At 54.2% G+C, this 23,601-nt stretch carries 20 protein-coding genes, 1 tRNA gene, 1 other RNA gene and 1 pseudogene; 16 read left to right on the forward strand and 7 right to left on the reverse strand.

Translation table 11 applies throughout. From position 1 onward, the window contains the following. Positions 1-160 precede the first annotated feature (160 nt). The 4 genes from rpmG to rnpB all read left to right on the forward strand — a co-directional run bounded on the left by rpmG (position 161) and on the right by rnpB (position 1,926). Positions 161-343, forward strand: coding sequence for a 50S ribosomal protein L33 (gene rpmG, locus PLUT_RS06990; RefSeq protein ID WP_011358080.1), 183 nt, complete (start codon positions 161-163; stop codon positions 341-343). Positions 344-405: 62 nt separating this feature from the next. Continuing rightward, positions 406-487 (forward strand) — tRNA-Leu (locus PLUT_RS06995). Between the two features lie 161 nt (positions 488-648). Continuing rightward, positions 649-1,449: a zinc ribbon domain-containing protein gene (locus tag PLUT_RS07000; protein ID WP_011358081.1), complete on the forward strand. Its 801-nt coding sequence runs from the start codon at positions 649-651 to the stop codon at positions 1,447-1,449. Positions 1,450-1,521: 72 nt separating this feature from the next. Beyond that, an RNA gene (gene rnpB / locus PLUT_RS11185) (RNase P RNA component class A) lies at positions 1,522-1,926 on the forward strand. A gap of 101 nt (positions 1,927-2,027) precedes the next feature. On the opposite strand, the pseudogene PLUT_RS12180 reads toward rnpB, so the two are convergent. The 5 genes and pseudogenes from PLUT_RS12180 to hflX all read right to left on the reverse strand — a co-directional run. Beyond that, positions 2,028-4,232 (reverse strand): annotated as a pseudogene (locus PLUT_RS12180) (PAS domain S-box protein); the annotation flags it as partial. Between the two features lie 95 nt (positions 4,233-4,327). Next, positions 4,328-4,519, reverse strand: coding sequence for a CPXCG motif-containing cysteine-rich protein (locus PLUT_RS07010; protein WP_011358083.1), 192 nt, complete (start codon positions 4,517-4,519; stop codon positions 4,328-4,330). 103 nt (positions 4,520-4,622) lie between these two features. After that, positions 4,623-5,780, reverse strand: coding sequence for a pyridoxal phosphate-dependent aminotransferase (locus tag PLUT_RS07015; RefSeq protein WP_011358084.1), 1,158 nt, complete (start codon positions 5,778-5,780; stop codon positions 4,623-4,625). 11 nt (positions 5,781-5,791) lie between these two features. Next, entirely contained in the window at positions 5,792-6,205 is a 414-nt protein-coding gene (ybeY, locus tag PLUT_RS07020) for an rRNA maturation RNase YbeY (RefSeq protein ID WP_011358085.1), read from the reverse strand. Continuing rightward, positions 6,186-7,493, reverse strand: a complete 1,308-nt coding sequence (gene hflX / locus PLUT_RS07025) for a GTPase HflX (protein WP_011358086.1) — start codon at positions 7,491-7,493, stop codon at positions 6,186-6,188. Before hflX ends, ybeY begins: the two co-directional genes overlap by 20 nt. Positions 7,494-7,740: 247 nt before the next feature. Here hflX and PLUT_RS07035 point away from each other — a divergent pair, with 247 nt between their 5' ends. Both PLUT_RS07035 and lysS read left to right on the forward strand, forming a co-directional pair. Continuing rightward, on the forward strand, positions 7,741-8,676 hold the full coding sequence (locus PLUT_RS07035) for a phytoene/squalene synthase family protein (protein WP_011358087.1): 936 nt from the start codon (positions 7,741-7,743) through the stop codon (positions 8,674-8,676). A gap of 11 nt (positions 8,677-8,687) precedes the next feature. After that, on the forward strand, positions 8,688-10,193 hold the full coding sequence (gene lysS / locus PLUT_RS07040; RefSeq protein WP_011358088.1) for a lysine--tRNA ligase: 1,506 nt from the start codon (positions 8,688-8,690) through the stop codon (positions 10,191-10,193). A gap of 473 nt (positions 10,194-10,666) precedes the next feature. On the opposite strand, the gene PLUT_RS11140 is transcribed toward lysS, so the two are convergent. Together PLUT_RS11140 and PLUT_RS07050 are read right to left on the reverse strand one after the other, a co-directional pair. After that, the gene (locus PLUT_RS11140; protein ID WP_011358089.1) at positions 10,667-13,357 is read right to left on the reverse strand and encodes a PAS domain S-box protein; all 2,691 of its coding nucleotides are present in this window, start codon (positions 13,355-13,357) and stop codon (positions 10,667-10,669) included. Then, the gene (locus tag PLUT_RS07050; RefSeq protein ID WP_011358090.1) at positions 13,354-13,905 is read right to left on the reverse strand and encodes a PAS domain-containing protein; all 552 of its coding nucleotides are present in this window, start codon (positions 13,903-13,905) and stop codon (positions 13,354-13,356) included. The genes PLUT_RS11140 and PLUT_RS07050 overlap by 4 nt, the downstream gene beginning before the upstream one ends. Before the next feature lie 233 nt (positions 13,906-14,138). Here PLUT_RS07050 and PLUT_RS07055 point away from each other — a divergent pair, with 233 nt between their 5' ends. From PLUT_RS07055 to PLUT_RS07100, 10 genes are all read left to right on the forward strand, one after another. Then, complete coding sequence (locus PLUT_RS07055) at positions 14,139-15,749, forward strand: SpoIIE family protein phosphatase (protein WP_011358091.1); 1,611 nt, start codon at positions 14,139-14,141, stop codon at positions 15,747-15,749. 7 nt (positions 15,750-15,756) lie between these two features. Further along, on the forward strand, positions 15,757-17,046 hold the full coding sequence (locus tag PLUT_RS07060) for a sigma-54 interaction domain-containing protein (RefSeq protein WP_011358092.1): 1,290 nt from the start codon (positions 15,757-15,759) through the stop codon (positions 17,044-17,046). A gap of 228 nt (positions 17,047-17,274) precedes the next feature. Continuing rightward, complete coding sequence (locus PLUT_RS07065) at positions 17,275-18,105, forward strand: hypothetical protein (protein ID WP_041463857.1); 831 nt, start codon at positions 17,275-17,277, stop codon at positions 18,103-18,105. 7 nt (positions 18,106-18,112) lie between these two features. Next, positions 18,113-18,832 carry a sugar transferase gene (locus PLUT_RS07070; protein ID WP_011358094.1) on the forward strand — a complete coding sequence of 240 codons (720 nt, stop codon included), beginning with the start codon at positions 18,113-18,115 and terminating at the stop codon, positions 18,830-18,832. A 14-nt stretch (positions 18,833-18,846) separates the two neighbouring features. Beyond that, positions 18,847-19,200, forward strand: a complete 354-nt coding sequence (locus PLUT_RS07075) for an STAS domain-containing protein (RefSeq protein WP_011358095.1) — start codon at positions 18,847-18,849, stop codon at positions 19,198-19,200. A gap of 83 nt (positions 19,201-19,283) precedes the next feature. Further along, positions 19,284-20,588, forward strand: a complete 1,305-nt coding sequence (locus PLUT_RS07080; RefSeq protein WP_011358096.1) for a sugar transferase — start codon at positions 19,284-19,286, stop codon at positions 20,586-20,588. Between the two features lie 13 nt (positions 20,589-20,601). Beyond that, positions 20,602-20,925 (forward strand): STAS domain-containing protein, encoded by a 324-nt coding sequence (locus tag PLUT_RS07085; RefSeq protein ID WP_011358097.1) that lies wholly within the window; start codon positions 20,602-20,604, stop codon positions 20,923-20,925. A 16-nt stretch (positions 20,926-20,941) separates the two neighbouring features. Beyond that, positions 20,942-21,379 carry an ATP-binding protein gene (locus PLUT_RS07090; RefSeq protein WP_011358098.1) on the forward strand — a complete coding sequence of 146 codons (438 nt, stop codon included), beginning with the start codon at positions 20,942-20,944 and terminating at the stop codon, positions 21,377-21,379. Positions 21,380-21,395: 16 nt separating this feature from the next. Continuing rightward, complete coding sequence (locus PLUT_RS07095; RefSeq protein ID WP_011358099.1) at positions 21,396-22,370, forward strand: glycosyltransferase family 2 protein; 975 nt, start codon at positions 21,396-21,398, stop codon at positions 22,368-22,370. 138 nt (positions 22,371-22,508) lie between these two features. Continuing rightward, positions 22,509-23,597 carry an SLBB domain-containing protein gene (locus PLUT_RS07100; RefSeq protein ID WP_011358100.1) on the forward strand — a complete coding sequence of 363 codons (1,089 nt, stop codon included), beginning with the start codon at positions 22,509-22,511 and terminating at the stop codon, positions 23,595-23,597. Positions 23,598-23,601 lie beyond the last annotated feature (4 nt).

Consider the following 23,601-nt stretch of genomic DNA (forward strand, 5'->3'; position numbering starts at 1 on the left):
GACGCCCTCAATGGGCCGCTCCATAGGGGCGGCTCTTTTTATTGAAGCATCACAGCATCAGGAAGAAAGGAAAGAACTGGTTCCTGCTTGCAAAATCTAGAGGGCAGTCGTATATTCACTGCTCTTTACAATTTATCCCCTACATACCAGGAAGCGAACCATGGCCAAAGGAAAAGAAAACAGAATCGTCATCACGCTTGAGTGCACTGAAGCCAAAAAAGAAGGAAAGACGGTTTCGAGGTACAGCACGACGAAAAACAAAAAGAACACCACCGACAGGCTCGTCCTGAAGAAATACAACCCCAACCTGCAGCGCCACACCCTGCACAAGGAGATCAAGTAATTTTTGTTTTTTGCATTGTAGCCAAAAAGAGCTTATTTGTTTTTGTTTCAGCATAACGCGTTGCCCGAATGGCGGAACTGGTAGACGCACTCGTTTCAGGGACGAGCGCCGCAAGGTGTAGGAGTTCGAATCTCCTTTCGGGCACAAACAAGTTTTCTTAGCGATATGCACAAGAGGTCCCTCATAAAAGTTTCTGCAGACGATTCAGTACAGTCTGTTATTTCACATACCACCCGGCAGAGCGTGCACCTTTTCACTGAAAAGGTGCTTTTTTTATGCCTCAATAATCCAAAACACAAGCAGTAGTGGATCATACGAAAATCAACCTCCTCGTCAGGCTGCAGCACCTTGACAACCAGATAGAAAAAATCGTCAGCCTCCAGAAAGGCCTGCCTGAAGAGATCAGCGCCCTGGAAGAGGACCTGGCGTTCACAACCCGCCAGATCGCAGCCCGCAGCAAAACCGCCGAGGAGCACCTGAAGCTCCGCCAGTCGTTCAATGAAATCATCAACGGCTGCCACGAGAGGATCCAATCCTTCAAGGAGAAACAGACCCTTGCCAGGAACAACAAGGAGTATGATGCCCTCTCCAAGCAGATCGAGTACGAAGAAAAGGAGATCGCCCAGGCCGAAATACGTCTGCAGGACATCAGCCAGGGAGAACAGCGCAAGGAAGAGCTCCAGAAAAAAGGCCGCCAGCTGATTGAGGAAAACCGTTACGACGAAATGACGGAAGAGATGATGCCCGACGATGTCCTCAAGCAGCAGCTGACCGATCTGGATAAGCAGGTCGAACATAAAAAAGAGGAACTCAACAGCATCGTCATCGAGACCGAGGACGAGGTCCAGCAGCTCCGGAAGAAAATCGAAGCGCAGAGAGCGATCATCAATACTGAAGCCAAGCGCCTTCTCGACAAATATGACCACCTCCGCAGCGGCACCCTCCAGAATGCCGTGGTCCGCCTGAACCGCAACGCATGCTCAGGCTGCAACACCCGTGTGCCTACCAACCGTCACACCATGATTGTGCAGGGCGGGTTCTACCTCTGCGAGTCATGCGGCCGCATCGTCGTCCACGAACGACTGTTCGAAGAAGCTGAAGGCTGATATTCAATTCCCCGGAATGATTTTCAGGCATTCCATGTTCTTTTATTCGTCACTCAAGAAATTCATTTGCTGAAACCGCAAGTGTGCAGCCGCTCTGCGCCTTTGGGCGCAGGGAGGAAAGTCCGAACTTCACAGGGCAGGGTGCCGGTCGAGATCCCCGAAAGGGAATCAAGCCCGGGTATGGCGGTGCAAACCGTCCATAACAGAGAGCGCAGCAGAAAGCAGACCGCTCCGGGAAACCGGAGTAAGGGTGAAACGGCGGTGTAAGAGACCACCAGGCATTCCGGCAACGGAATGCGCTATGCAAACCTCCCCGAAGCAAGGCTGAATAGGAAAGCTTTTCCCGTAAGGGAAAGAGGGCGGCCCGCCCGATTCCGCAAGGAGAGTTTTCGGGTAGGCCGCATCAGATAAATGGCTGCAGTTTTATCCGGCACGCCGGATAATTCACAGAATTCGGCTTATATCTTCGGTTTCGGCTTTTTTATTTTCCCTCCGGGGCCGGCAATAAGCCCCGATACCCCCTCGATCAGATCCTTTACGGAAAACGGCTTGTGCAGATGCCCGACCCCCGATTCCGGAACCCCTTCTTTTTCAAGCACACTCGCGGCATAGCCCGACATGAAGAGAACCCGCATGGCCGGACAGAGGTGGCGCAGTTCCAGATACAGTTCACGGCCATTCATCCCCGGCATGATGATGTCGGTAAGGAGCAGATCCGGACAGCAGGAGCCGTCCTTAATGGCAGCTTTGGCAGATGATGCACCATCCGCCTCACTAACCCGGTAGCCGTAATGACGGAGTGCGTCGGCAACAAACGAACGAACAACTGCACTGTCCTCCACCACCAGCACGCTTTCGCCGCCCTCCACCGGAGGGCTGAAAAGAGTGGCTGCATCCGCCACCGATGAAACGGGCTCTCCAGAAGAAACGGGAACATACACGGTAAAGGAAGCGCCTTCTCCCGGGGTGCTTGCAACCGCAACCATCCCGTTATGCTGGCGGGCGATGCCGTAGACAGTAGCCAGACCGAGACCGGTGCCGCTCCCCTTCTCCTTCGTCGTGAAAAACGGCTCGAAAACCCGCTCCAGCGTATCGCGGTCCATGCCGGCACCGCTGTCAGTGAAAGAGAGGGCCACACAGTCCACCGGGCCGATCTCATCAAGAACATCTCTCGGCAACAGGCCGGCCGCAACCATTTCTGTAGAAATCGAAAGTTGGCCTCCACCCGGCATGGCATGCTGCGCATTGACGGCAAGGTTCATCATGACCTGCTCGATCTGCCCGATGTCCCCCTCAATTGCAACCACGCCCTCGGCCAGTGCTTCCTTGATTGCGATATTCTCCGGCAAGGTTCGACGCAGGAGGGGCAGGAACCCCCTGACGACGGCATTGAGATTCAGCACCCTGAAATCAAGCGACTGACGGCGGCTGAAAGCAAGCAGCTGGCGGATCAGGTCGCGTGCACGGACCCCTGCGCCGTGGATGGCCCGGATATCCTGCAGTCGTTCATCGTCAGGGCCGAACTGCCCGTCCAGAATCTCGGCATATCCGAGAATAGGCGTCAGAAGATTATTGAGGTCATGGGCCACGCCGCCGGCAAGCCTGCCGATGGATTCCATTTTCTGAGACTGGAACAGATCCTGCCGAAGCCGTAACCGCTCCTCTTCAGCACGGTGCCGTTCAGTGGTATCATGCACGAACACCAGAGCACCATGCTGGCCGTCATGCATGAACGGAACCGCTGAGACATCGGCATCGAAAAATGATCCGTCGCAGCGCAGGAACCGACGTTCTTCAGGAAACGGAAGGCCGATCCTCTCCTCGTTGAGCTTCCGGATCCGCTCAAGCACCCGTTCACGGAAATCCGGATGCAGATGATCGACCACCGGCCGGGAAAGCATCTCCTCTTCCTTTGCCGCCCCGAACATCCTGAGCGCTGCCGGGTTCAGGTAGGCGAAGGTGTCGCCGGTCTGGATGAATATCCCGTCGGGAGCCGATTCCACAACAGCACGAAAACGCGACTCGCTCTCCCGGAGAGCCTTTTCGGCCTCACGACGCTCCGTTATGTCTTCAGCCGTAACGATCTGATAGAGCGGATCGCCATGCTCGTCACGCACGAAAACAATGTCGACCTGCACCGGCACCAGCGAACCGTCCTTGCGGCTCTTGAAGGCCTCGAACTTGCAGGATCCACTCTCGGCGGAACGAAGGAGGCAGGAGCTGACAACATCCTTCTGTGAATCCGGATAGAACTCCATCAGGTGCAGCCCGGTCATCTCTTCGACCGTCCGCCCGTGCAGCCCGGCAAAAGCAGGGTTGCAGGCAAGGATCCGCCGGGTATCGGGATCCTCGATTGCCAAGCCGTGGGTACAGTGCTGAAACGCATCGGTCAAAAGACGGGTCTTCCGGGCAGCCTGCATCCGTCCGGTAATGTTGCGGGCAACCGCATAGACAACACCGTCTTCGGCCGGGGAAGCATTCCACTCCATCCAGAGCCAGTCACCGCTCCGGGACTGCATGCGATTGATGAAATTGACGGTACGCTGTCCGGACCGCTGTCGCTCCATCTCCCGTTTCGTCGAAGAGCGGTCGTCGGGATGCAGAAGACGATAGAGCGACATCGAGAGCAGTTCCCGGGAAGTGTAGCCGAGATGTTTCTGCCAGGCGGCATTCACCTGCAGAAGCTTTCCCTCGATCGACATCCTGCAGAGCATGTCGGGAACAAGTTCGAAAAAATGGCCGGCGTCAAATGGACGCTCAATGTATCCCCTCTCATTTTGCATGACAATGGTACAGTTACGTTGTCAATTTCGGCAAAAAGCCCGCCTGATGCTTGACCGGCAGGCAGGCACATGCTTGGGGAGCGGGGGATGCTCCGTCAGGAATCTTCGGGACGCGCCTCGACGGAAGGGGTGCCGTTCGAGGCAATCGCGACAACAATGGTGACCGGCTTGCAGCAGACAGGACAGTCCTCGGTGTATTGCTGATTTCCTGCAGCACAGTCGATCTCAAGATCCATGGTCTGCCCGCAATAGGGGCAAGGCACAGAAACGGATTCCAGGAGGTTCATGGCTTTATAGTAGTTTACGGTTTACAGCACCATACTCCTTCGTAGGGACAGCACATACCCCAACTGATAAAATATAACAGCGGTAGCCCTCAATCGGTTGCCTTCAGCGAAGAAACTGCAGGCGGCGGCACGCTTCATCAAGTACCGCGTCTTCTTTTGCATAGCAGAACCGCACAAACGACTCCCCTTTTCCTCCGCTGTAGAAAGCACTGCCGGGCACTGAAGCCACGCCGGTCTTATGAAGGATATGGATGGCCCGCTCAAATGCATTCCGGCCGGGTATCCCGGTCACATCCGCAAGAACATAGTATGCTCCGTCCGGAACGGCGGGCCTCAGGCCTGCCGCCGACAGCGCTGAACAGAACCGGTCCTTTTTCAGGCGGTATTCCTCTGCAAGATCCCGGTAGTAGTCATCCCCGAGTTCATCCATCCCGCAAGCAACGCCGGCCTGCAGGGGTGCTGGAGCACAGACATACACCAGATCGCTGAAATACCCGATTGCAGCCGCCCACCGAGCATCTGCAATGGCGTAACCGATCCGCCATCCCGTCACGCTGTAGGTTTTCGACGCCCCCGAAATGGTGATGGTCCGCTCTTTCATGCCCGGAAGTGTCGCAAAGGGCAGGTGAGAAAGCCCCCCGTAGAGGAAATGCTCGTAGATCTCATCAGTGAAGACAAACAGGTCAAAGCGTTCGGCAGCGGCAGCAATGACCTCCAGTTCGCTGCGGGAAAACACCTTTCCGCAGGGGTTCGCGGGAGTGTTGACGATGATTCCCCGCGTCTTTGGTCCTACGGCGGACATGAGGTCTGCTTCGCTAAAAGACCATCCTTCGGGATTCAGTGGCAGAAAAACGGGAACGGCCCCTGCAGACTGCAATGTGGTGATATGATAGCCGTAGAAAGGCTCGAACACGATGACCTCGTCACCCGGATCGAGCAGAGCCTGGAACGCACAGTAAAGGGCCCCTGTGGCACCCGCCGTGACAACGATCTCACTGTCGGGGTCGCACACCATGCCATACATACGCTGCTGCTTCTGCGCGATGGCCCGCCGAAGGGCACCGATGCCGACATGCGGCGTATAGGTGTTCAGGCCTCTCTGCATGGCATCGGCAGCCCCCCGCAGAACCACCTCAGGAACCGGGGTATCGCAGACACCCTGCGCGAGGTTGATGCCGCCCTGGCGGCTGCATTCGAGGCTCATGCTGCGGATTTCCGACTGCATGACCGTACCGTGACGGTTGCTGAGGTGGAGGCTCATGGATTGAAATGTTATCGAAAAAGCTGTTGCAGGTAGCTATCCTCCCTCTCCGTCATACGGCGGCGGTCTTCGGGCAAATGGTCGTCATACCCGGCGAGGTGGAGGACGGAGTGGATGGTGACACGAAACAGTTCACGCTCGAAGTCCGTATTGAAGCGCCGGGCGTTCTCTTCAATGACGTCGAGGCATATGTAGAATTCGCCCTCGACGTTCCCGCCGCTCCCGTAAGGAAAGGAAATGGTATCGGTAGGCCAGTCATGCTGCAGGTACTCCCGGTTGATGCGGCGGCTCATCCTGCTTCCGCAGTAAACCGCAGCAATCTCTAGAGCATGCCTGCCTTCGCCCTGGATGACGGTCTCCACCGCTCGACAAAGGAGTGCATCGTCGAGTTTCCGGCGGGTCGTGTTATGAATCTGCAACTGCATGTCCGGCCTCTTCGCTATGCCCGGTGAGGGCGTCGATATGCTTCAGTCTGTTCTTGTGCACCCTGTAGGTCAACTCGACCTCTTCGTCGACGCACCGCCGGCCGGTAACTTCGGTATGCTCATAAAGGTAGCCGATGATCTTGTAGTCGGCGACATGTACCCTGATCCGGCGTTCACTGTAATCACGGCCGACATGCTCTGCGATGCACTCTCTCAATGCCGTCAGGTTTATGCCACGCGCGGCTGAAATGAACACCGCATCGGGGTAGCGTGCCCTGAGGTCACGAAGCACCGAAGGATCCGCAAGTGCATCGATTTTGTTGAACACGTCGATGATATGCTGGTGCTTCACGCCGATCTCGCGAAGCGTGCTCTGCACCACCTGCATCTGTTCCTCGAAACCCGGATGGCTGAGATCGACGACGTGCAAAAGGAAATCGGCCTGCAACACCTCGTCAAGCGTGGAGCGGAAGCTTTCGACGAGGGTATGCGGAAGTTTGCGGATGAATCCCACCGTGTCGGAGAGAAGAACGAGTTTATTTATCTTCAGCTCGAGACGCCGGGTCCTGGTGTCGAGCGTAGCAAACAGCCTGTCCTCTGCGTATGCACCGGCATCGGGACAAAGCTGGTTCATAAGGGTAGACTTCCCCGCGTTCGTATAGCCAACAAGCGCCACCCTCGGCACGCTGCGCCGGCTGCCGGTCTGGGTATCGTGCTGCAGCGACACGTCCCGGAGTTTTTGCTTGAGTGAAGCGATACGGTTCCTCACCAGCCGACGGTCGGTCTCGATCTGGGTTTCGCCGGGTCCCTTGGTTCCGATACCGCCCTTCTGCTTCGAAAGATGGGTCCACTGACCCGAAAGCCGGGGCAGCAGATATTCAAGCTGGGCGAGCTCAACCTGCATCTTCGCCTGGTGCGACTTGGCCCTGATGGCAAAGATCTGGAGAATGAGGCCGGTGCGGTCAATGACCTTGCAGTCGAGCGCACGCTCAAGGTTCCGGGTCTGGCCCGGAGTGAGGTCATCGTCGAAAATGACAATATCCACCTGATCCTCCTTCGTCATCTCCAGAAGCTCATCCACCTTTCCCCGGCCTATGCAGTAGGCCGGATCGCGGAGCTTCCTTTCCTGGATGAGTGTCCGGACAACATCGGCTCCCGCAGTATCGGCAAGGAAAGCCAGCTCGACAAGGTACTCCTCGACAAGTGAACGGGGTATTTCGGGAGGAGAGGGAAGGCCGACCAGTATGGCCCTCTCCCTCGGGTGTTCAGTAACGGGCGTATTCGGCAACAGCGGTATGATTACTTAAGTGGTGGAGCGGCAACAATCTGCAGGAGTGCGTGTTGCGATATTAGATGCATTGTTTTATCTTGCCCACGCTTCCTCTCTCTGAATATTCCATGGCTATGTCCATAGTTATGTCCATAATAACATTCCGCAGGCGCTGAAAGTTACAAATTTCTGAGGCGACGCCATACCCCGGAAAGAGAGAAAAAAAGGAACCGAAGCGGACGGCCGACAACAAGCGCACGAGGTGATGCATCACGACAACGACAGGGAAACCATCGCCATCAAGGCAGCCGGAGGCTCTACGCCGCTAGACTCCGCATACCGGTACTGCCGGGAGATTGCAAAGCATCACGCAAAGACATTCTACCTGGCGACCCTCTTCCTCCCCAAACCCCAGCAGAAGCCGATTTTCGCCATCTACGCTCTCCTGCGCACGGTCGACGACCTTGTCGACAATGCCCAGGACCAGCTTGAGGCGGGCCATATCACCCGAACCGACATCAACCGGATGCTTGAGGAGTGGATGGAAAAGCTGCAGAACTGTTATCAGGGAAAGCACGGCGGCGACCCGATCATGATGGCGTGGCACGATACCCTTCTGCGCTGCAACATCCCCATAGAACTCCCGCTCGAACTCATCGAGGGGGTCGCCATGGACATCGAATTCAATCCCTTCCAGACCTTCGACGAACTCTATGTATACTGCTACAAGGTTGCATCGGTGGTCGGGCTCATGACCTCCGAAATCTTCGGATACAGTGACCGCCGGGCGCTCCAGCACGCCATCGACCTTGGCATTGCCATGCAGCTTACCAACATCCTCCGCGATGTCGGGGAGGATATTGACCGCGGCAGGATCTACATCCCCCTTGAAGACCTCGAGCGGTTCGGGTACAGCAGGGAGGAGTTCATGCAGAAAACCATGAACGAACGATTCAAGAAGCTCATGCAGTTCCAGATCGAACGGGCTCGCAACTATTACCTTTCCGCCGACGAAGGGATCCCGATGCTTGAAAAAAGAAGCCGTTTCGCCGTTGCCGTCAGCAGCGTCAATTACGGCAACATCCTTAACGCAATTGAGGAAAACGGCTACGACGTCTTCACCAAAAGGGCATACCGGTCGTTCATCCAGAAAATCAGTACGATCCCCCACGTCTGGCTCAAAACACGAAACACACAGTAATCCCACGCCCCATGCACCAGGACAACGAACAGCTTTCCCTGAATGACCAGATGCAGCGCCGTTTCGACGAGCGGCGCCACCTTCAGGAATCAGGCATCAACCCCTATCCCTGCAGCTTTGAGGTAACCGGCCATTCCAGGCAGATCATCGAGCACTTCAAGGAAGACGCTGAGGAAAAAGTATCGGTTGCCGGTCGCATCATGGCCATCCGCAGGATGGGCAAAGCCTCCTTCTTCCATATTCAGGACAGCGATGGCCGCATGCAGATCTACCTGAAAAAGGACGAAGTCGGAGACGATGCCTACGCCACATTCAAGCTGCTCGACATAGGTGACATCGTCGGAGTCAACGGCTACACGTTCCGTACCAGAACCGGTGAAATTTCGGTGCATGCCGAGTCCTTCGAACTGCTCTGCAAATCGCTGCGTCCCATTCCCGTCGCCAAGGAAAAAGAGGTGGAGGGAGAAAAAGTGGTATTCGACGCATTCGCCGACCGCGAACTGCGCTACCGCCAGCGCTACGTTGACCTCATCGTCAACCCCGAAGTCCGCAGCACCTTCATCAAGAGAAGCGCCATCGTATCACACATCCGCAGCTTCTTCACGTCCCAAGGGTGGCTCGAGGTTGAAACCCCCATCCTCCAGCCCATTTACGGAGGAGCGGCGGCACGCCCGTTCACTACCCACCACAATGCGCTTGACATGCAGCTCTATCTGCGCATTGCCAACGAGCTCTACCTCAAACGCCTCATTGTCGGCGGCTTCGACGGCGTATTCGAGTTTGCAAAGGACTTCCGCAACGAAGGCATCGACCGCTTCCACAACCCGGAATTCACCCAGGTCGAACTCTATGTCGCCTACAAAGATTACGACTGGATGATGCGGCTCGTCGAGGAACTCTTCCAACAGACCGCCATTGCCGTAAACGGAACGGCAATGACAACGTTCCTCGGCCATGAGATAAGCCTTGAAGCACCCTTCCGCCGCCTCACCATCGCTGATTCCATTCGGGAGTACACCGGTGCCGAGATTGAAGGTAAAACCGAAACGGAACTCCGCAACCTGGCCAAGGACCTCGGACTGGAACTCGATCCGAAAATAGGATCCGGAAAAATCATCGATGAAATCTTCGGCGAATTCGTAGAGCCGAAGCTCATCCAGCCGACCTTCATTACCGACTACCCGACCGAGATGTCTCCCCTTGCCAAGCCCCACCGCTCCAAACCGGGACTTGTCGAGCGCTTCGAACTTATCGCCGGCGGCAAGGAGATATGCAACTCCTTCTCGGAACTCAACGATCCCGTGATCCAGCGCCAGCGGCTTGAAGAGCAGGCGAGCCTCCGCCAGCGCGGTGACGATGAAGCCATGGTGGTCGACGAAGACTTCCTCCGTGCCCTTGAATACGGCATGCCTCCCACGGCAGGCCTCGGCATCGGCATCGACCGCCTCGTCATGCTCATCACCGGAGAGGAATCAATACGCGATGTCATTTTCTTCCCGCACCTTAAGCCGGAATAAGAGTCCGTTCTCCAGCCTTACGACAGAAAAAGCCCCGGGATACCAGCACCGGGGCTTTATTGCAACGTACCCTGCATACAGTGCAGAGGTTTGCATAGCATAGACTTATACGACAAAACTTAGCGACACCGGACGCCACACTTGTCCAAGAAGCCACATACCACTCCTGTCTGCGTATTTAAACAAGTGAAATGGCCGAATATCGCCGTGCGCCCTAAACTTCTTGGAATTTAGATGTGACATGCGCTTTTGAATTTAATCCGCATGCAACTGCATCATGACAAGAACCGGACAAGCAGCATACCCCCGGATTATGTGTCTTTGCGTCAGAGAAAGGCGGGTCAATAAGTTCATATTGATAAAATCCGTATCAACAGATAACATAGCCGCATTTTGATCTGAGATATGAGGAGTACGTCATCCAAGATGTTCAGCAGCTCAATCACAGAAAATGTGATGGCCTGTGCATATCTTCATTCAGTAACCCGAGACTGGACGACGTCCTCGTCAGCCGCGTCTTCCGCTCTCTTCAGCAATACGGTAAACTGACTCCCCCGGTCCAGTTCGCTCTGCACTCCGATGCTCCCCCCCTGCATTTCGACAATATCCTTGACAATGGCCAGACCGAGTCCGGTGCCCTCGATTTGGAAAGCACTAGGAACGCTCCGGTAGAATCGATCGAAGATCTTTTCGTGATCCGATGCGGCTATACCAATGCCCGTATCATCAACCGTAATAGAAACCATCTCTTCCGCCCCCGAGATACTGACCTTCACCCGACCACCCTTCGGAGTGAACTTCAACGCGTTACCAAGAAGATTCATCATGACCTGCTTGAGGGAGTCCTGGTCAAAGACGACACGGTGTTCCCTGTCCGGTTTCTCTTCAACAAGCTCAATCCCTTTCTCCTCAGCCTGCCGTCTCAGGATGGCAACAACAGCCGAAACAGGCTTTACGGGGTCAAAGATTTGCCGGCTGTACTTCGCCTTGCCGCTGTCAATGCGCGAAATGGTGAGAATATCCTCGATAAGACTTGAAAGCCGGACGCTCTCGTCATGGATGATTGAGGTGAACTCAAGACGGGTTGCAGGGTCCAGCGAGCCGCTTTCTTTGAGCAACGTGCTGGAAAAGCCGAGGATGGAAAACAGCGGAGTCCTGAGCTCATGAGAGACGCTGGAAATAAAATCGTTTTTGAGGCGGATGTTTTCCTGGATCTGACATTCATGTTTTTTCCGTTCACTGATATCGCGCATGGTGCCGACTATTTTCATCAAGCCGTCAGGTACACCCTTGATGAGGCTGATTGCCAGTGATACGGTAATCGGCTCACCGCTCTTCGTGAGAAAATGGGCCTCGAAGTCCCTGAGGCTGCCCATGTCGGCCAATGCGCTGATCAAGCGGTCCCTTTCTTCCGGATTAACATAATAATCGAGCGACTGGCGGTGCAGGATTTCGTCTCTTGTATAGCCGAAAGAACTGATGGAGGGGCTGATCTCCTCAATCGTACCCGTGGCAAGATTTACTTCAGCATAGACATCCTGAATGCTCTCGAAAATCGCACGGTACTTTGCTTCCCGTTCCCAAATCTGCTGCGCTGACTTTTCACGGTTCAGGGATCCGAAAATAAGATCACTTGCTAGTTGCAGGAGGGGTATATGATCTTCATGAAGGTTTAGAACTGAACTATTGACCCAGTCCAGCCCCAGAAATCCTCCAGAGAAACCGGCGGTCGAAACCGGCACGGCAACGAGAGAGCGGATGCCTTGGCGCTCAAGGTGTTCCTTTTCCACCTTCGCCTCCACGGGAAGAGCCGAAACGTCCGGGATAAAAATCGGTTCATGCCTTTTGATGCGCTCCATCCACCACGGAAACTCGTCAACAGCAAGCTGCTGCAACCCGTGTTTCTCCGCCGCTACACCTGCCGCACACCACTCGTAAGTATTGCTGACCACCAGCCCGTCATCCGTGAACTGGAAGATGAAGCAACGGTCAGCCTTGGTAAATGATCCGACAAGTCCCAGAACGTGCTCAATACTCTCATCCAGCACTTCACCAACCGGGGTCATGAGATACGTTGAGATATTGGCTAGCAGGCCCTGAACACCAAGCTTTGCCATCAGCTGCTGTTCACTGGCCATCAGTTGCTGGTTTGCCGCCATCAACTGCTGCTCACTGGCCTGCAGCTGCTGGTTTGCCACCATCAACTGCTGTTCACTGGCCTGCAGCTGCTGGTTTGCCGCCATCAACTGCTGCTCACTGGCCTGCAGCTGCTGGTTTGCCGCCATCAACTGCTGTTCACTGGCCTGCAGCTGCTGGTTTGCCGCCATCAACTGCTGTTCACTGGCCTGCAGCTGCTGGTTTGCGAGGCGGATTGCCTGCTCAGCCTCCTTACTTTCAGTGATATCACGAAAGGCCCCGATAAGGCAAGGCTTGTCGTTTACTACAACCTGAGCCGCAGTAACGCTTACTGGGATCCGCTTCCCCGATGCCGTCAGCACCTCCGACTCTATCACACGCAGCTCCCCTTTCGCCTGCCGTTCAAAAGCGCATAGCTGAGCCTCAAGCACATCAGGGGGATGTATGGAGTGGATCGAACGATGCAGCAGGACGGTGCGGTCGACCTCCATCATCGCTTCTGCCGCACTGTTGCACTGCACGATCTGTTTCGTATCAATATCAGCGACCAAGAGAGCATCGGGAATGCCCTCATACAGAGCATGAAGCTGCGCCGCTTTTGCGGCCAGTTCATCTTCAAGCTGCCTGCGCTCCGTAATATCATAGTTGATGCCGATCATCTTCAGCGGTACTCCTGCTTCATCATACTGTACAACCGCGCTGGCTTTGATATGATGGACATCTCCTGATGGATGTACGACCCGAAACTCTGTATCAAAAGGCTTTCCGCCGGTCATCGCCTCATCGGCTTCTCGGGCAGCACGTTCCATATCATCAGGGTGCAAACCATTCACCCAAGCCTCATATGCCCCGGAAAATCGATCAGGCTCAATGCCGTAAAGCCGGTACATCCAGTCGTCCCATACGAGCAAACTACCGGCGATGTCATATTCCCAGATTCCTATCCCTGCACCGTCAACGGCAGCCCTCATGCGGCTGGACAGTTCGCGGTTTTCATTGTCTAGTCGTTCAAGGTCGCGGGCCATCATCCGCTCTTCTGTGATATCGCGATCCAGTCCTGAGTACCCGGCAAAGGCCCGTTGTCGTCATAGATCGGAACTCCGGTGGTAAGCAGGGTTATCAGCCGGCCGTCCTTGTGGATATTGATGTTTTCAATGGCATGAATCGGCTGCCGGCTCTCGACAAGCGATCCAAAAATCCCGCTGACGCGTACTGCCTCTTCTGGAGGCATGAATGCAAAGGGTGGCTTTCCGAGCAGTTCCTCCGGCTCATATCCCAGAGACTCTTTGACCTTAGAGCCAACACTGATATAGTTACCCTGCACATCAACCTGCCAGAGCCAGTCACTTAGGGTTTCATGCAATACCGATTTTTCAAGTGTACGAAAATATTCAGCTGTCTTTCGTTCATCCATAAACGGGCGGCAGATCGCGGCTGACTGCGTTTCAACCCGCGCCAACGACTCCATAAGAGGCTGAATCGCATCAGAGCTGAGGCCTGCCATAGCAAGTTGGGAGTGTAATTCTGCAATATTCTGCAACAGGAGCTCAGCTGACTGTACAAGTGCGTGTCTCATAAGGGGGTGGGGATTACAGAGATCTATCGTTTGATCTGATTTGCGCACATCCGGGGTGCTCAAAAAATTTGAATTAAAATATGGCAGGAAACTTTCTCATTGCCAAGAAAGTACGAAAGAATGCCCTGGCTTAAATGGTTCCATTATTATCGTATATTGATGAGGCAAAAACGCGCGGAGCGCTATGAATCAGCTTATTACTAACCGCCGTATTTAGCCAGACCACGCCCCTCATGGACATGAATACTGATGCCAATATCCTGATAGTCGACGACGAGCAGGATACTCTTTTTGCCCTGAAGCGATATCTGCGGCTTGAGCCCTATACAACCCATTTCGCAAAAAGTGCAGAGCAGGCCTTAGAGACATGCGATACAATCAATATCGCCGTTGTTGTCACCGACCTCCGTATGCCGGGCATGTCCGGCAAAGAACTGCTTGACGCTCTCCAAGAGCGGCACCCGTTGATCGTGCGCATCATCATCAGTGGCACCGAGGATATCGGTATGATCATCGACTCGATCAATTCAGGAGTGATCTTCCGCTTCATCCCGAAGCCAATGGAGCCGGAACGCATGAAGGCAATCATCAGGGATGCCATAGCATTCTACCGGATGCAGCTGGAACACCGGGAGATGTCTGCCCTGGCCGAAAAGCAGAACCGGTACCTTACGCAGATCAATGATGAGCTGCGACTCATGACAACACGGCTTCAGGACAGCGAACAGCGCTTCCGGGCCATGAACGATGCGGCATTCGACCCTATTTTCCTTCTTGATGCAGCCGGCCGTATCGTCTATGCGAATGTGGCGGCCGAAACCATTTTCGGGTATACCCGCAAAGAATTTCTGTCGCTCCTGGTTGGCGATTTGATGACTCCGGAAAATATCAAAGCAGGAATAATTGAAAAACTGCTTACGTCGCTGAACACGGCACCGAAGGAACTGGAGATAGACTGCCTTAAAAAAGATGGAACCGATGTAAACATCGGGATTTCAGTTAACACGGCCAAGATCCTCTCGGTTCCGCATATCATCATGATTGCCAGAGACAACACGCTCCGGGCCCAGGAAGAGAAAAGCCGGCTTGAACTGGAAAAAGTACAGAAGACGCTTGAATCCCAGATTGAACGACGACTCCTGCAGCGACATGTCCCGATTACGCTTGAGGGCGCCTCTATCAGCCACTTCATGCTCTCCTCGGGACACCTGAACGGTGATTTTTCAGACTTCATCGTCTATGAACAACAGCTGGCTGATATCCTGCTCGGCGATGTCATGGGCCATGGCATCCTGTCGGCCCTGGTGGGATCGGGCATGAAATCACTCTACCTGAGGACGATTGCGAGGAAAAGCTTCAGAAAAACCGTTCCTGAACTACAGGAAATCGTCACCGATCTCCACAGGGAGTGCATTCATGACCTGCTGGACATAGAAATCTATGCGACCATGCTCTTCTTCAGGCTTGACCTGAAACACAAGAGACTTTCGATGATTGACTGCGGGCATACTTCAACCATTCATGTCCATGCAGCTGACGCCACATGTTCCCTTCTGAAAGGATCGAACCTTCCGATTGGAATGGTTGAGGAGCAGGACTTCGCCTGCGTCGATGTGCCGATCGAGCACGGTGATACCATCGTCATTTACTCCGACGGGATCACAGAAGCCCAGCTGCCCGATCGCTCGTTTTTCGGAGAAGATCGCCTCATCGAACTCGTTACCCGGCACCAAAAGGCCTGCACGGACGATATACTGCTCGCTATCCGCCAGGAGCTCTCTTCCGCAACAGGCGGAACTACCTTTGAAGACGATGCCTCGTGCATTGTCATCCGCATCAGCTGAATCGACTATGGGCATATCCTCCATCCTCATCATCGGCGGCAAGCCCGGAACCTTCCGCCAAACCGCCCGGGCCCCCTTCAAAGTCACCTATGTGGATGATGCCGGGGATGCTGCGGCAATGGTCAGAGACGACGAAATATTCCAGCTTGCCATCATCACCCTCAGCAAAACCGGACCCGCTGTTCTCCCCTTATGCAACAGCCTGCTGGAAGCCACCCCACCGGCAAAAGTAATGTTAGTTGCGGGTGATGACGAACTGCAGGAGATACTTTCCTGGCTTGCAGGACTCACTCCCGGGGACATCAACAGCTTTACCCGCAGCACCGCGCCTCTGCCGGAGAAAGAAAAAACGGTTACGAGTGCACTCCCGTCCCGCTTCGAAGGCCTCATCGGGGAGTCGCCGGAAATGAAGAAGGTAAAGACCCTGATAGAAAAAATCGCGCCGACGGGCACGACTATTCTGCTGCAGGGGGAAAGCGGTACAGGGAAGGAGGTTCTTGCCAGAGCCATCCACCGCAGCAGCGCACGTAGCGACAGGCCGTTCATCCCGGTTGACTGCGCAGCAATCAGCGGCACGATTATCGAAAGCGAGTTGTTCGGCCATGCTAAAGGAGCGTTCACCGGAGCGGACCGCAGCACGCTCGGCATGATCCGCTCAGCCGACAAGGGAACATTATTCCTTGACGAAATCGGGGAACTCCCGATGAACATGCAGGCCAAACTCCTAAGGACTCTTCAGGAAAGAGCCGTCAAGCCGGTAGGCGAAAGCAGGATCTACCCCGTCGACATCCGCATTATCGCAGCAACAAATCGAAACCTCGCCGAAGGGGTCAAGAACGGGGAGTTCCGTGAAGACCTATACTACCGGCTCAATGCCATCACCATCTATGCCCCCCCCCTGCGCGAAAGAGCTTCAGACATCCCGCTGATCTGCCGCCACATCCTCAATCGCCTAGAGAACGAGGGATTTACACAAAAAACTATTTCAGAACGGGCATTGACCATGCTCTCGGCCTACGGATGGCCCGGCAATGTCAGGGAACTCGAAAATGTGATGCGCCGGGCCACCATGCTCACCAATGGCGACACCATTGATACAGACGTACTGTCCTTTGAATCTGGCCACATGCTTGCCCTTGAAGCCTGCGATGTCAATCCCGGAAGCATGGCTTCACATGAAAAAGAGGCTATCCAGAAAGCCCTGCAGAAAACCTCGGGGAACAGACGTGCCGCCGCCGACCTTCTCGGCATCAGCGAAGCGACCCTGTACCGCAGGCTCAAGACCTACAGCATCTGACCCGCTCCGCTCCCCCCTCTCCACACACGCACAAGCACCTCTCTCGATGAGAGAGAGTATCCACTTTGACTTGCATTCTGAAAGCGAAGGTCCGCATCAAAGAAGACGTAAGTCACCCGAACAGCACGCAGACAAAGGCTCTGAAGCCCTCCCCTCAATTTGGCACTGTTCTTGCTATATTTTTCAAGATAAGAACGAGCCCATTTCCTTTAAACCGAAACAATACGGATGGCTAACGAACAGCTCAACATGACCATGACCCGAACAGGACACATCATGATACTGGGATGCTCACACAAAACCGTGCAGCTGCAGGACCTGCTCGGAAAAAAAGGCCATATGGTATCGGTTGCCGGAAACCATGCTGCATATATAGACGCCATCGAAGCAAAGCCCCCCTACGAGATAACCATACTGACCGACAGCTTCGATGATGCACTCAATAGCTCGCTGCTGACCACTATCAGAACGTCCTGCCAGCCCGGCAACATCATCTGCCTCTGCAGTGGGGACAGCCCTGAAACGGAGCGCCTGATCCGGTCATCAGGCCCGGTTTTCTATGGCAGCTGCGAAAGTTTCATTGCAGAGGCTGACCGGATCATCCAATCGTCATTGGCCGCATCCGGATCAAGAGCAAGCGACAAGAGGGCGGCATCGGCAAAAATGCTTGAGCAAAGACTTCTTACCCCCCCACCATTCACGTCGAACAGCCTCAGGTGCCAAATACATGCCGTGAGAACTGGTGCAGTTACAATAGCGGGTCGCTCAATGGAAGTACTTATGGCTCTGACGCTCCTTACCCTGACAGGATTGCCTGTCCTGCTGGTGCTGGCGGCAAGAAAGCTTCTCAAGGGAACGCCGGTACTCGATACCGTTTCAATACGGACATCAACAGGAACGGCAGTGAAAGCCTACCGGTTCCATTCCACCGGACATGCTTTTCGCGACATTCCGCTCGCAGTCCTGATTCTTTTGGGGAAACTCTCAATCATTGATACGAATCAGCCTGACCACAACAGCGTAATGCAGTGGAATGCGCTGATACGTGATTTGCAATAGGAACACCATGGAACTCGACCCGACCGTCAGAAAAGAGCTGATCGAGAAAATCAGCGAGACCATCAGCCCTGCAGCCCAGAGACACAGGGCAATGCGGGTATACATCTGGGAAGCGACAGTCCGGGTCTCCTATAGACTGAAACGGCTGCTCGACATCACCGTATCGGTTGCTGCGACCATCCTGCTCATGCCGGTTTTCCTCATCACGGCGGCAGCAATCTGGATCGAGAACCCCGGACCGGTACTCTTTGCCCAAACCAGGGTGGGTCGGAACGGCAGGCACTTCAGGTTCTTCAAGTTCCGCTCCATGGTAGTCAATGCCGACTGCATGAAAGATCAGCTTGCCGCAATGAATGAATCAGCGGCCGGAGTGATTTTCAAGATGAAAAAAGACCCAAGGATTACGAAAGTAGGGCGTATAATCCGTAAGTTGAGCATCGATGAACTCCCTCAGCTGCTTAATGTGCTGAAAGGTGACATGAGTCTGGTGGGCCCGAGGCCTCCGCTTCCACGGGAAGTCGCGGAATACACCCTCGAAGAACGCAAACGGCTGCATGTCATGCCAGGCATCACCTGTCTCTGGCAGGTAAGCGGAAGAAGCGACATCCCGTTCAACGAACAGGTCCTGCTTGACATGCAGTATATTCAAAGTTCCAGCATCACCAACGACATCGCCCTGCTTCTCAGGACAGTTCCTGCAGTGCTTACTGGAAGGGGCGCATATTGACAACGAGAGCCACTATGGAATTCAGTGTCGACACATCAGCTGGAGTACGGGTAGGAGTGGCCATCCTTCCCGAACGCATCGACGCTGCCAGCTGTGCAGAGCTTCAGGCAGCGGCTGCGGGGTGGCTGAAACAGACGGCAAACCTGGTATTTGACTGCTCCGGCCTCGACTTCATCGACAGCAGCGGCCTCGGTGTTCTGGTTTCGACCCTAAGAAAGACCATTGAGCAAGATGGGGATCTCAAACTTGCCTGCCTCGGCATGAAAGCCTCCATGCTGATGGAGCTCACCAAGGCAAAACGGCTCTTTTCAATCCATCCTGATGCCGTATCTGCCATAGCGGCCTTCCATGGAGGAGTGCGGCAATGAACACAGGATCAGTGCAGACCCTCATCGTGCTGCGGGAAGAGGAACACGCATGACTCCAGGACCTGTTCAGAAGCCGCCACCCGATGCTGGTGACACTCTGCAACAAGCCCTTCATAGAGTATCTTATCGACTTTGCCATTCTTTCCGGCAGCGAAGCCTTAAGGATCGCAAGCGACAGCCCGATCACCGACCTGGAAAACTACTGCGGGAACGGAAGCCGTTGGGGCATCACCATCGACTATGCACATATTCTTTTCGAAGATGACCAGGAACGGCTCCTCGAAAAGAACCGACAGTTCTGCTCCAGAGGCAAGACGATGCTGATTGAAAAAACGCTATTTGTGGCCTACGACAAAAAAAACGACTACAGACTATGGCTCAGGGCCTGTCCGGAAGGAGTCGCGGTTTCCGGCACGAGCGGATCAATCACCATCCTGGGTAACAAACAAGAGAACGCCATACCGGGACCCATTCCCGGGCCATCTCTTCCAATGCTCCTCACCATAGGGGAATACTACCGCCTTGCTGACGACACACTGAAGAACGCAGATCGCTACATCCTCCCTGGCTACAGCAGCGAGCCCGACTGTTTTCTTGGAAGAAATGTGGTCATCCAGAAAGGGGCAGAGATCCGCAAGCCCGTCATGATCGGCAACAATGTACAGATCTCGGCAGGCTCGATCATCGGCCCCGGTGCCATCATCGGCAGCAACATCATCATCGACAGGGAAAGCGTTGTTTCCGGAAGCATCCTCATGGACAACACCTTCATTGGCGAGCAGCTTGAAGTCAAAGGGAGGATTGCTGACGGCAGCCTCCTCATTGATCCCGAAAGCGGAGCGACGCTGCAGATGGAAGACCCTCATCTGATGAGCGTCATCCAGCCCGGTGCATCGACAAAGCAGATCATCCGCCGCCTTATCCACGCCCTTGCAGCCCTCGCCCTGCTCATCGTCCTTGCCCTCCCGTTCCTCGTTCTCCGTCCCCTGCTCGGATTGCGCAGGAACTGGCATACGAAGAAACGCCTCTTCCCGCCGGGAGCAACAGCAAAAAAACTCACCATTGAACAGGTCGTGATCAGACCCGAGGGAGCAGACGGCAGACTCGCCATTGCACTATCCATCGATCGATATCCCTCGCTTTTCAAGGTACTCGGCGGAAAACTCCGGCTGATCGGGCACCGTCCGGCAGTATCTTCGGATACATCAACAATCTCTTCAGGCTGTATCGCCATGAACCCTGCCGTTTTCGGTTATGCAGAAACTGAAGAGTGGCCCGAAAATGAGCGCGATGAACTGATGGTCGACCATTATCATCTTCTTCATAGCGGATCGCTTAACGACATCGGCCTGCTTCTGAAAGCTTTACTGAACAAAAAACATATGTAACACGGGAGGAAACATGAATATTGCAGAATCCACCATCAACGGCATAAAGGTACTCTCACTGGAGGGAGTACTCAACGCAGCTTCATCGCCAAAGTTCAAAGCCTATCTTGAAACGGCAGATCACTCCGGACCCATGATCATCAATCTGGAGCAGGTCGAGTTCATTGACAGCAGCGGGCTGGGGCTGCTGGTTAGGCTTGCCAGACAGAAAAAATCGGCCAATGAAGCCCTGAAACTGGCAAAGATGAATGACCGGGTGAAGCGCGTGTTCGAGATCACTCAGGCACACAGCCTCTTCGACATATATGATGACATTCAGGCAGCTGCCGGCAACTAATACCGGAGACCATAGTATGACTCAAATTCTTTCGGCAACCCTCAAAGCTGAACTTAGAAACAGCCGGATCGCCGCAAATATCGCCCGCTCAACCGCTGAAGTTTTTGCCGAAGAGCGCCACTTTTCCGGAAATGTCCAGGAGTTCGGCCACACCTTTGAACTCGCCGTAAGCGAAGCGTTCACCAACTCCGTCAACTACAGGGATCCGAGCATCAAAGACATTACCGTGACAATCGGCTTTGAGGAGGAAAGCAACGCACTGACGGCCAGCGTGACAGACATGAACGCCCCGTTCAACATCCACCCTCCTGAACCCGAAATCACTGAATATCCGGAAGGGGGATTCGGACTGTTCATCATCTGGAAGCTCATGGACGAAGTCTCATGCAGTCGGGAAGGACAGAGCAATGTGCTCTCCATGAAAAAATTCATCAGCAGGCCTGAAAACCCATAACCCCCCTCCCCAACACATGGTATCGGTCATCATCGTCAGTTTCAACACCCGGGAAATCCTTGCAGAGTGCCTCATGAGCCTGTTCCGACATGCCGGAGAAGTCCCTATGGAAGTCTTCGTTGTCGACAACGCGTCCAAAGACGGATCCCCGTCGATGGTCAGGGAACGGTTTCCTGCAGTCCGGTTGATTGAAAACAGTGACAACCGGGGGTTTGCAGCAGCTAACAATCAGGCATACACGCTCTCGCAGGGTGACTATGTCGTCCTGCTCAACCCGGATGCCTACCTTCAGCCCGAATCTCTGGCCAACGCGGTTGCATTCATGGACAGAACCACCGGATGCGGGCTCTCTGGCGGAAAAATCATCTCCCCCAAGGGAACGCTCGAACCCTCGGCAAGGCGCTTTCCCTCAATCCGCTCAAAACTGCTGACCATCTCCGGCATCAGCGGCAGGTACCCCCGCTCCCCCATCCTGAACCGCCATGAATTCGGTGGATTCAACCACGACGCCCCCATGGAGGTCGACTGGGTCCCCGGGACCTTCACCATCGTCCGCCGGAGCATGCTTGAGTCGATCGGTTTTTTCGACGAACGCTTCTATCTCTATTACGAAGAAACAGACCTCTGCCGCCGTGCGAAAAATGCAGGCTGGAGCGTGTATTTCATTCCCGATGCGTCAGTCATACATATCGGCGGAGCATGCAGCAAGACGAGAAAGGAAAAGACTTTTGACGATTCAGGATCACAGGTGCTCTCCTTCCGACTCCGCAGCGAATGCCTCTACTACAGAAAAAACCATGGAGCTGCAATGCTTATCGCATCAACAGGACTTGAAATCTTCTGGAACCTTCTGATCTTCACCAAAAACATGGTTATCCCCTCGGAAGAGGCGCAGAGAAAACGCACGGCATCGATTGGCATCGGCAAACAGACCCTCCGTGCACTAAAAGACACCCGCTTTGGCACAATCTCACCACCAACTCCATGGTAATCATGAGACAACCCGCTCCCCGACAGCCAGACAGAAAAACAGCCGATACGATCAACATAACAGAGTAACATCCCATTAACATTATGGCACGGATTGTCTGATTTCTGTGGCAGTAATGAAGGAATAATTCCCCCTGCAATGCACCACAAATTTTCTTCTCCCCTGATACAACCGCCAGTCGTCAAGGTTTTACAGTGTCTTTTTCTGGCCTTGCTGCTCACCTCATGTGCGGGGCTTTCACCCAAGCCTACCAAAAACCCTCAATCACCGCCTCCCGGCAGGGACTTTACCATAAAGCTACCAGACAAATCCCCCATCTTCGCCAAGAAAGAAGACCTCAATAAAGAAATAAGCGAGGCAAAACCTTTCGAATACCGCCTCGGACCGGGAGACATCATCGGCCTCAAGGTTTGGCGACGCCCCGAACTCTCGGAAGAACGAATGATCATCTCTCCGGATGGGTTTATTGCTACCCCCAGGGTCGGAATGCTCAATGTCAACGGTAAAACCCCTGACGAAGTCAAAGAATCGATTACTACAAAACTTGAGGTCCTGTACATCAAACCGGAAGTCACCATACAGGTACATGATTTTCAGAATAACAAGGCCTATGTGCTTGGCAATGTCAACAAACCCGGGTTGGTACGATTCTCAGGCAGGGGGACGCTGCTCGAAGGCCTATCGCTTGCTGGCGGGGTCCCGAAAGAAGATCGTATGACCCGCTGTTCAATCATCAGGGGGAACGATCAGGTGATTTGGATCGATCTGCAGGATCTGCTCTCGAACGGAAATATGAGCCTGAATACCACCATCCACAACAACGATATCATTTATGTGCCGGAACACGCCCACGACATGATTTATGTCATGGGAGAAGTCAAGACGCCCGGGGCAATCCCCATGCATGACGGCATGAGCGTACTCAAGGCAGTCATGATGGCAGGCGGCATCACACGAACGGGCAATGAGGAAAAAGTCTTCATCATCCGTCAGCAGGATACGAATGGCACAGTGGCTGAAATCAACCTCAAAAGACTGGTTGAAAACGCTGATTTCACCCGAAACTATACCCTCATGCCCAACGACATCATATATGTCAGCCCCTCCGGCATGGCAAAGTTCAACTACACGCTTCAGGATATCATGCCGACGCTACAAATCATCAATCTGGGAACATCTGCGCTGAATTCAGTCAATTCAACCATTATAATCCCATCTCAGCCTTAACAGG

The sequence above is a fragment of the Pelodictyon luteolum DSM 273 genome (assembly GCF_000012485.1).
Taxonomy (GTDB): domain Bacteria; phylum Bacteroidota; class Chlorobiia; order Chlorobiales; family Chlorobiaceae; genus Chlorobium; species Chlorobium luteolum.

Coding starts and splice junctions, on each gene's coding strand:
- rpmG (WP_011358080.1), top strand. CDS start 161: ATGGCCAAAGGAAAAGAAAACAGAATCGTCATCACGCTTGAGTGCACT.
- PLUT_RS07010 (WP_011358083.1), bottom strand. CDS start 4,519: ATGAACCTCCTGGAATCCGTTTCTGTGCCTTGCCCCTATTGCGGGCAG.
- PLUT_RS07015 (WP_011358084.1), bottom strand. CDS start 5,780: ATGAGCCTCCACCTCAGCAACCGTCACGGTACGGTCATGCAGTCGGAA.
- ybeY (WP_011358085.1), bottom strand. CDS start 6,205: ATGCAGTTGCAGATTCATAACACGACCCGCCGGAAACTCGACGATGCA.
- PLUT_RS07035 (WP_011358087.1), top strand. CDS start 7,741: ATGCATCACGACAACGACAGGGAAACCATCGCCATCAAGGCAGCCGGA.
- lysS (WP_011358088.1), top strand. CDS start 8,688: ATGCACCAGGACAACGAACAGCTTTCCCTGAATGACCAGATGCAGCGC.
- PLUT_RS11140 (WP_011358089.1), bottom strand. CDS start 13,357: ATGATGGCCCGCGACCTTGAACGACTAGACAATGAAAACCGCGAACTG.
- PLUT_RS07050 (WP_011358090.1), bottom strand. CDS start 13,905: ATGAGACACGCACTTGTACAGTCAGCTGAGCTCCTGTTGCAGAATATT.
- PLUT_RS07055 (WP_011358091.1), top strand. CDS start 14,139: ATGGACATGAATACTGATGCCAATATCCTGATAGTCGACGACGAGCAG.
- PLUT_RS07060 (WP_011358092.1), top strand. CDS start 15,757: ATGGGCATATCCTCCATCCTCATCATCGGCGGCAAGCCCGGAACCTTC.
- PLUT_RS07065 (WP_041463857.1), top strand. CDS start 17,275: ATGGCTAACGAACAGCTCAACATGACCATGACCCGAACAGGACACATC.
- PLUT_RS07070 (WP_011358094.1), top strand. CDS start 18,113: ATGGAACTCGACCCGACCGTCAGAAAAGAGCTGATCGAGAAAATCAGC.
- PLUT_RS07075 (WP_011358095.1), top strand. CDS start 18,847: ATGGAATTCAGTGTCGACACATCAGCTGGAGTACGGGTAGGAGTGGCC.
- PLUT_RS07080 (WP_011358096.1), top strand. CDS start 19,284: ATGCTGGTGACACTCTGCAACAAGCCCTTCATAGAGTATCTTATCGAC.
- PLUT_RS07085 (WP_011358097.1), top strand. CDS start 20,602: ATGAATATTGCAGAATCCACCATCAACGGCATAAAGGTACTCTCACTG.
- PLUT_RS07090 (WP_011358098.1), top strand. CDS start 20,942: ATGACTCAAATTCTTTCGGCAACCCTCAAAGCTGAACTTAGAAACAGC.
- PLUT_RS07095 (WP_011358099.1), top strand. CDS start 21,396: ATGGTATCGGTCATCATCGTCAGTTTCAACACCCGGGAAATCCTTGCA.
- PLUT_RS07100 (WP_011358100.1), top strand. CDS start 22,509: ATGCACCACAAATTTTCTTCTCCCCTGATACAACCGCCAGTCGTCAAG.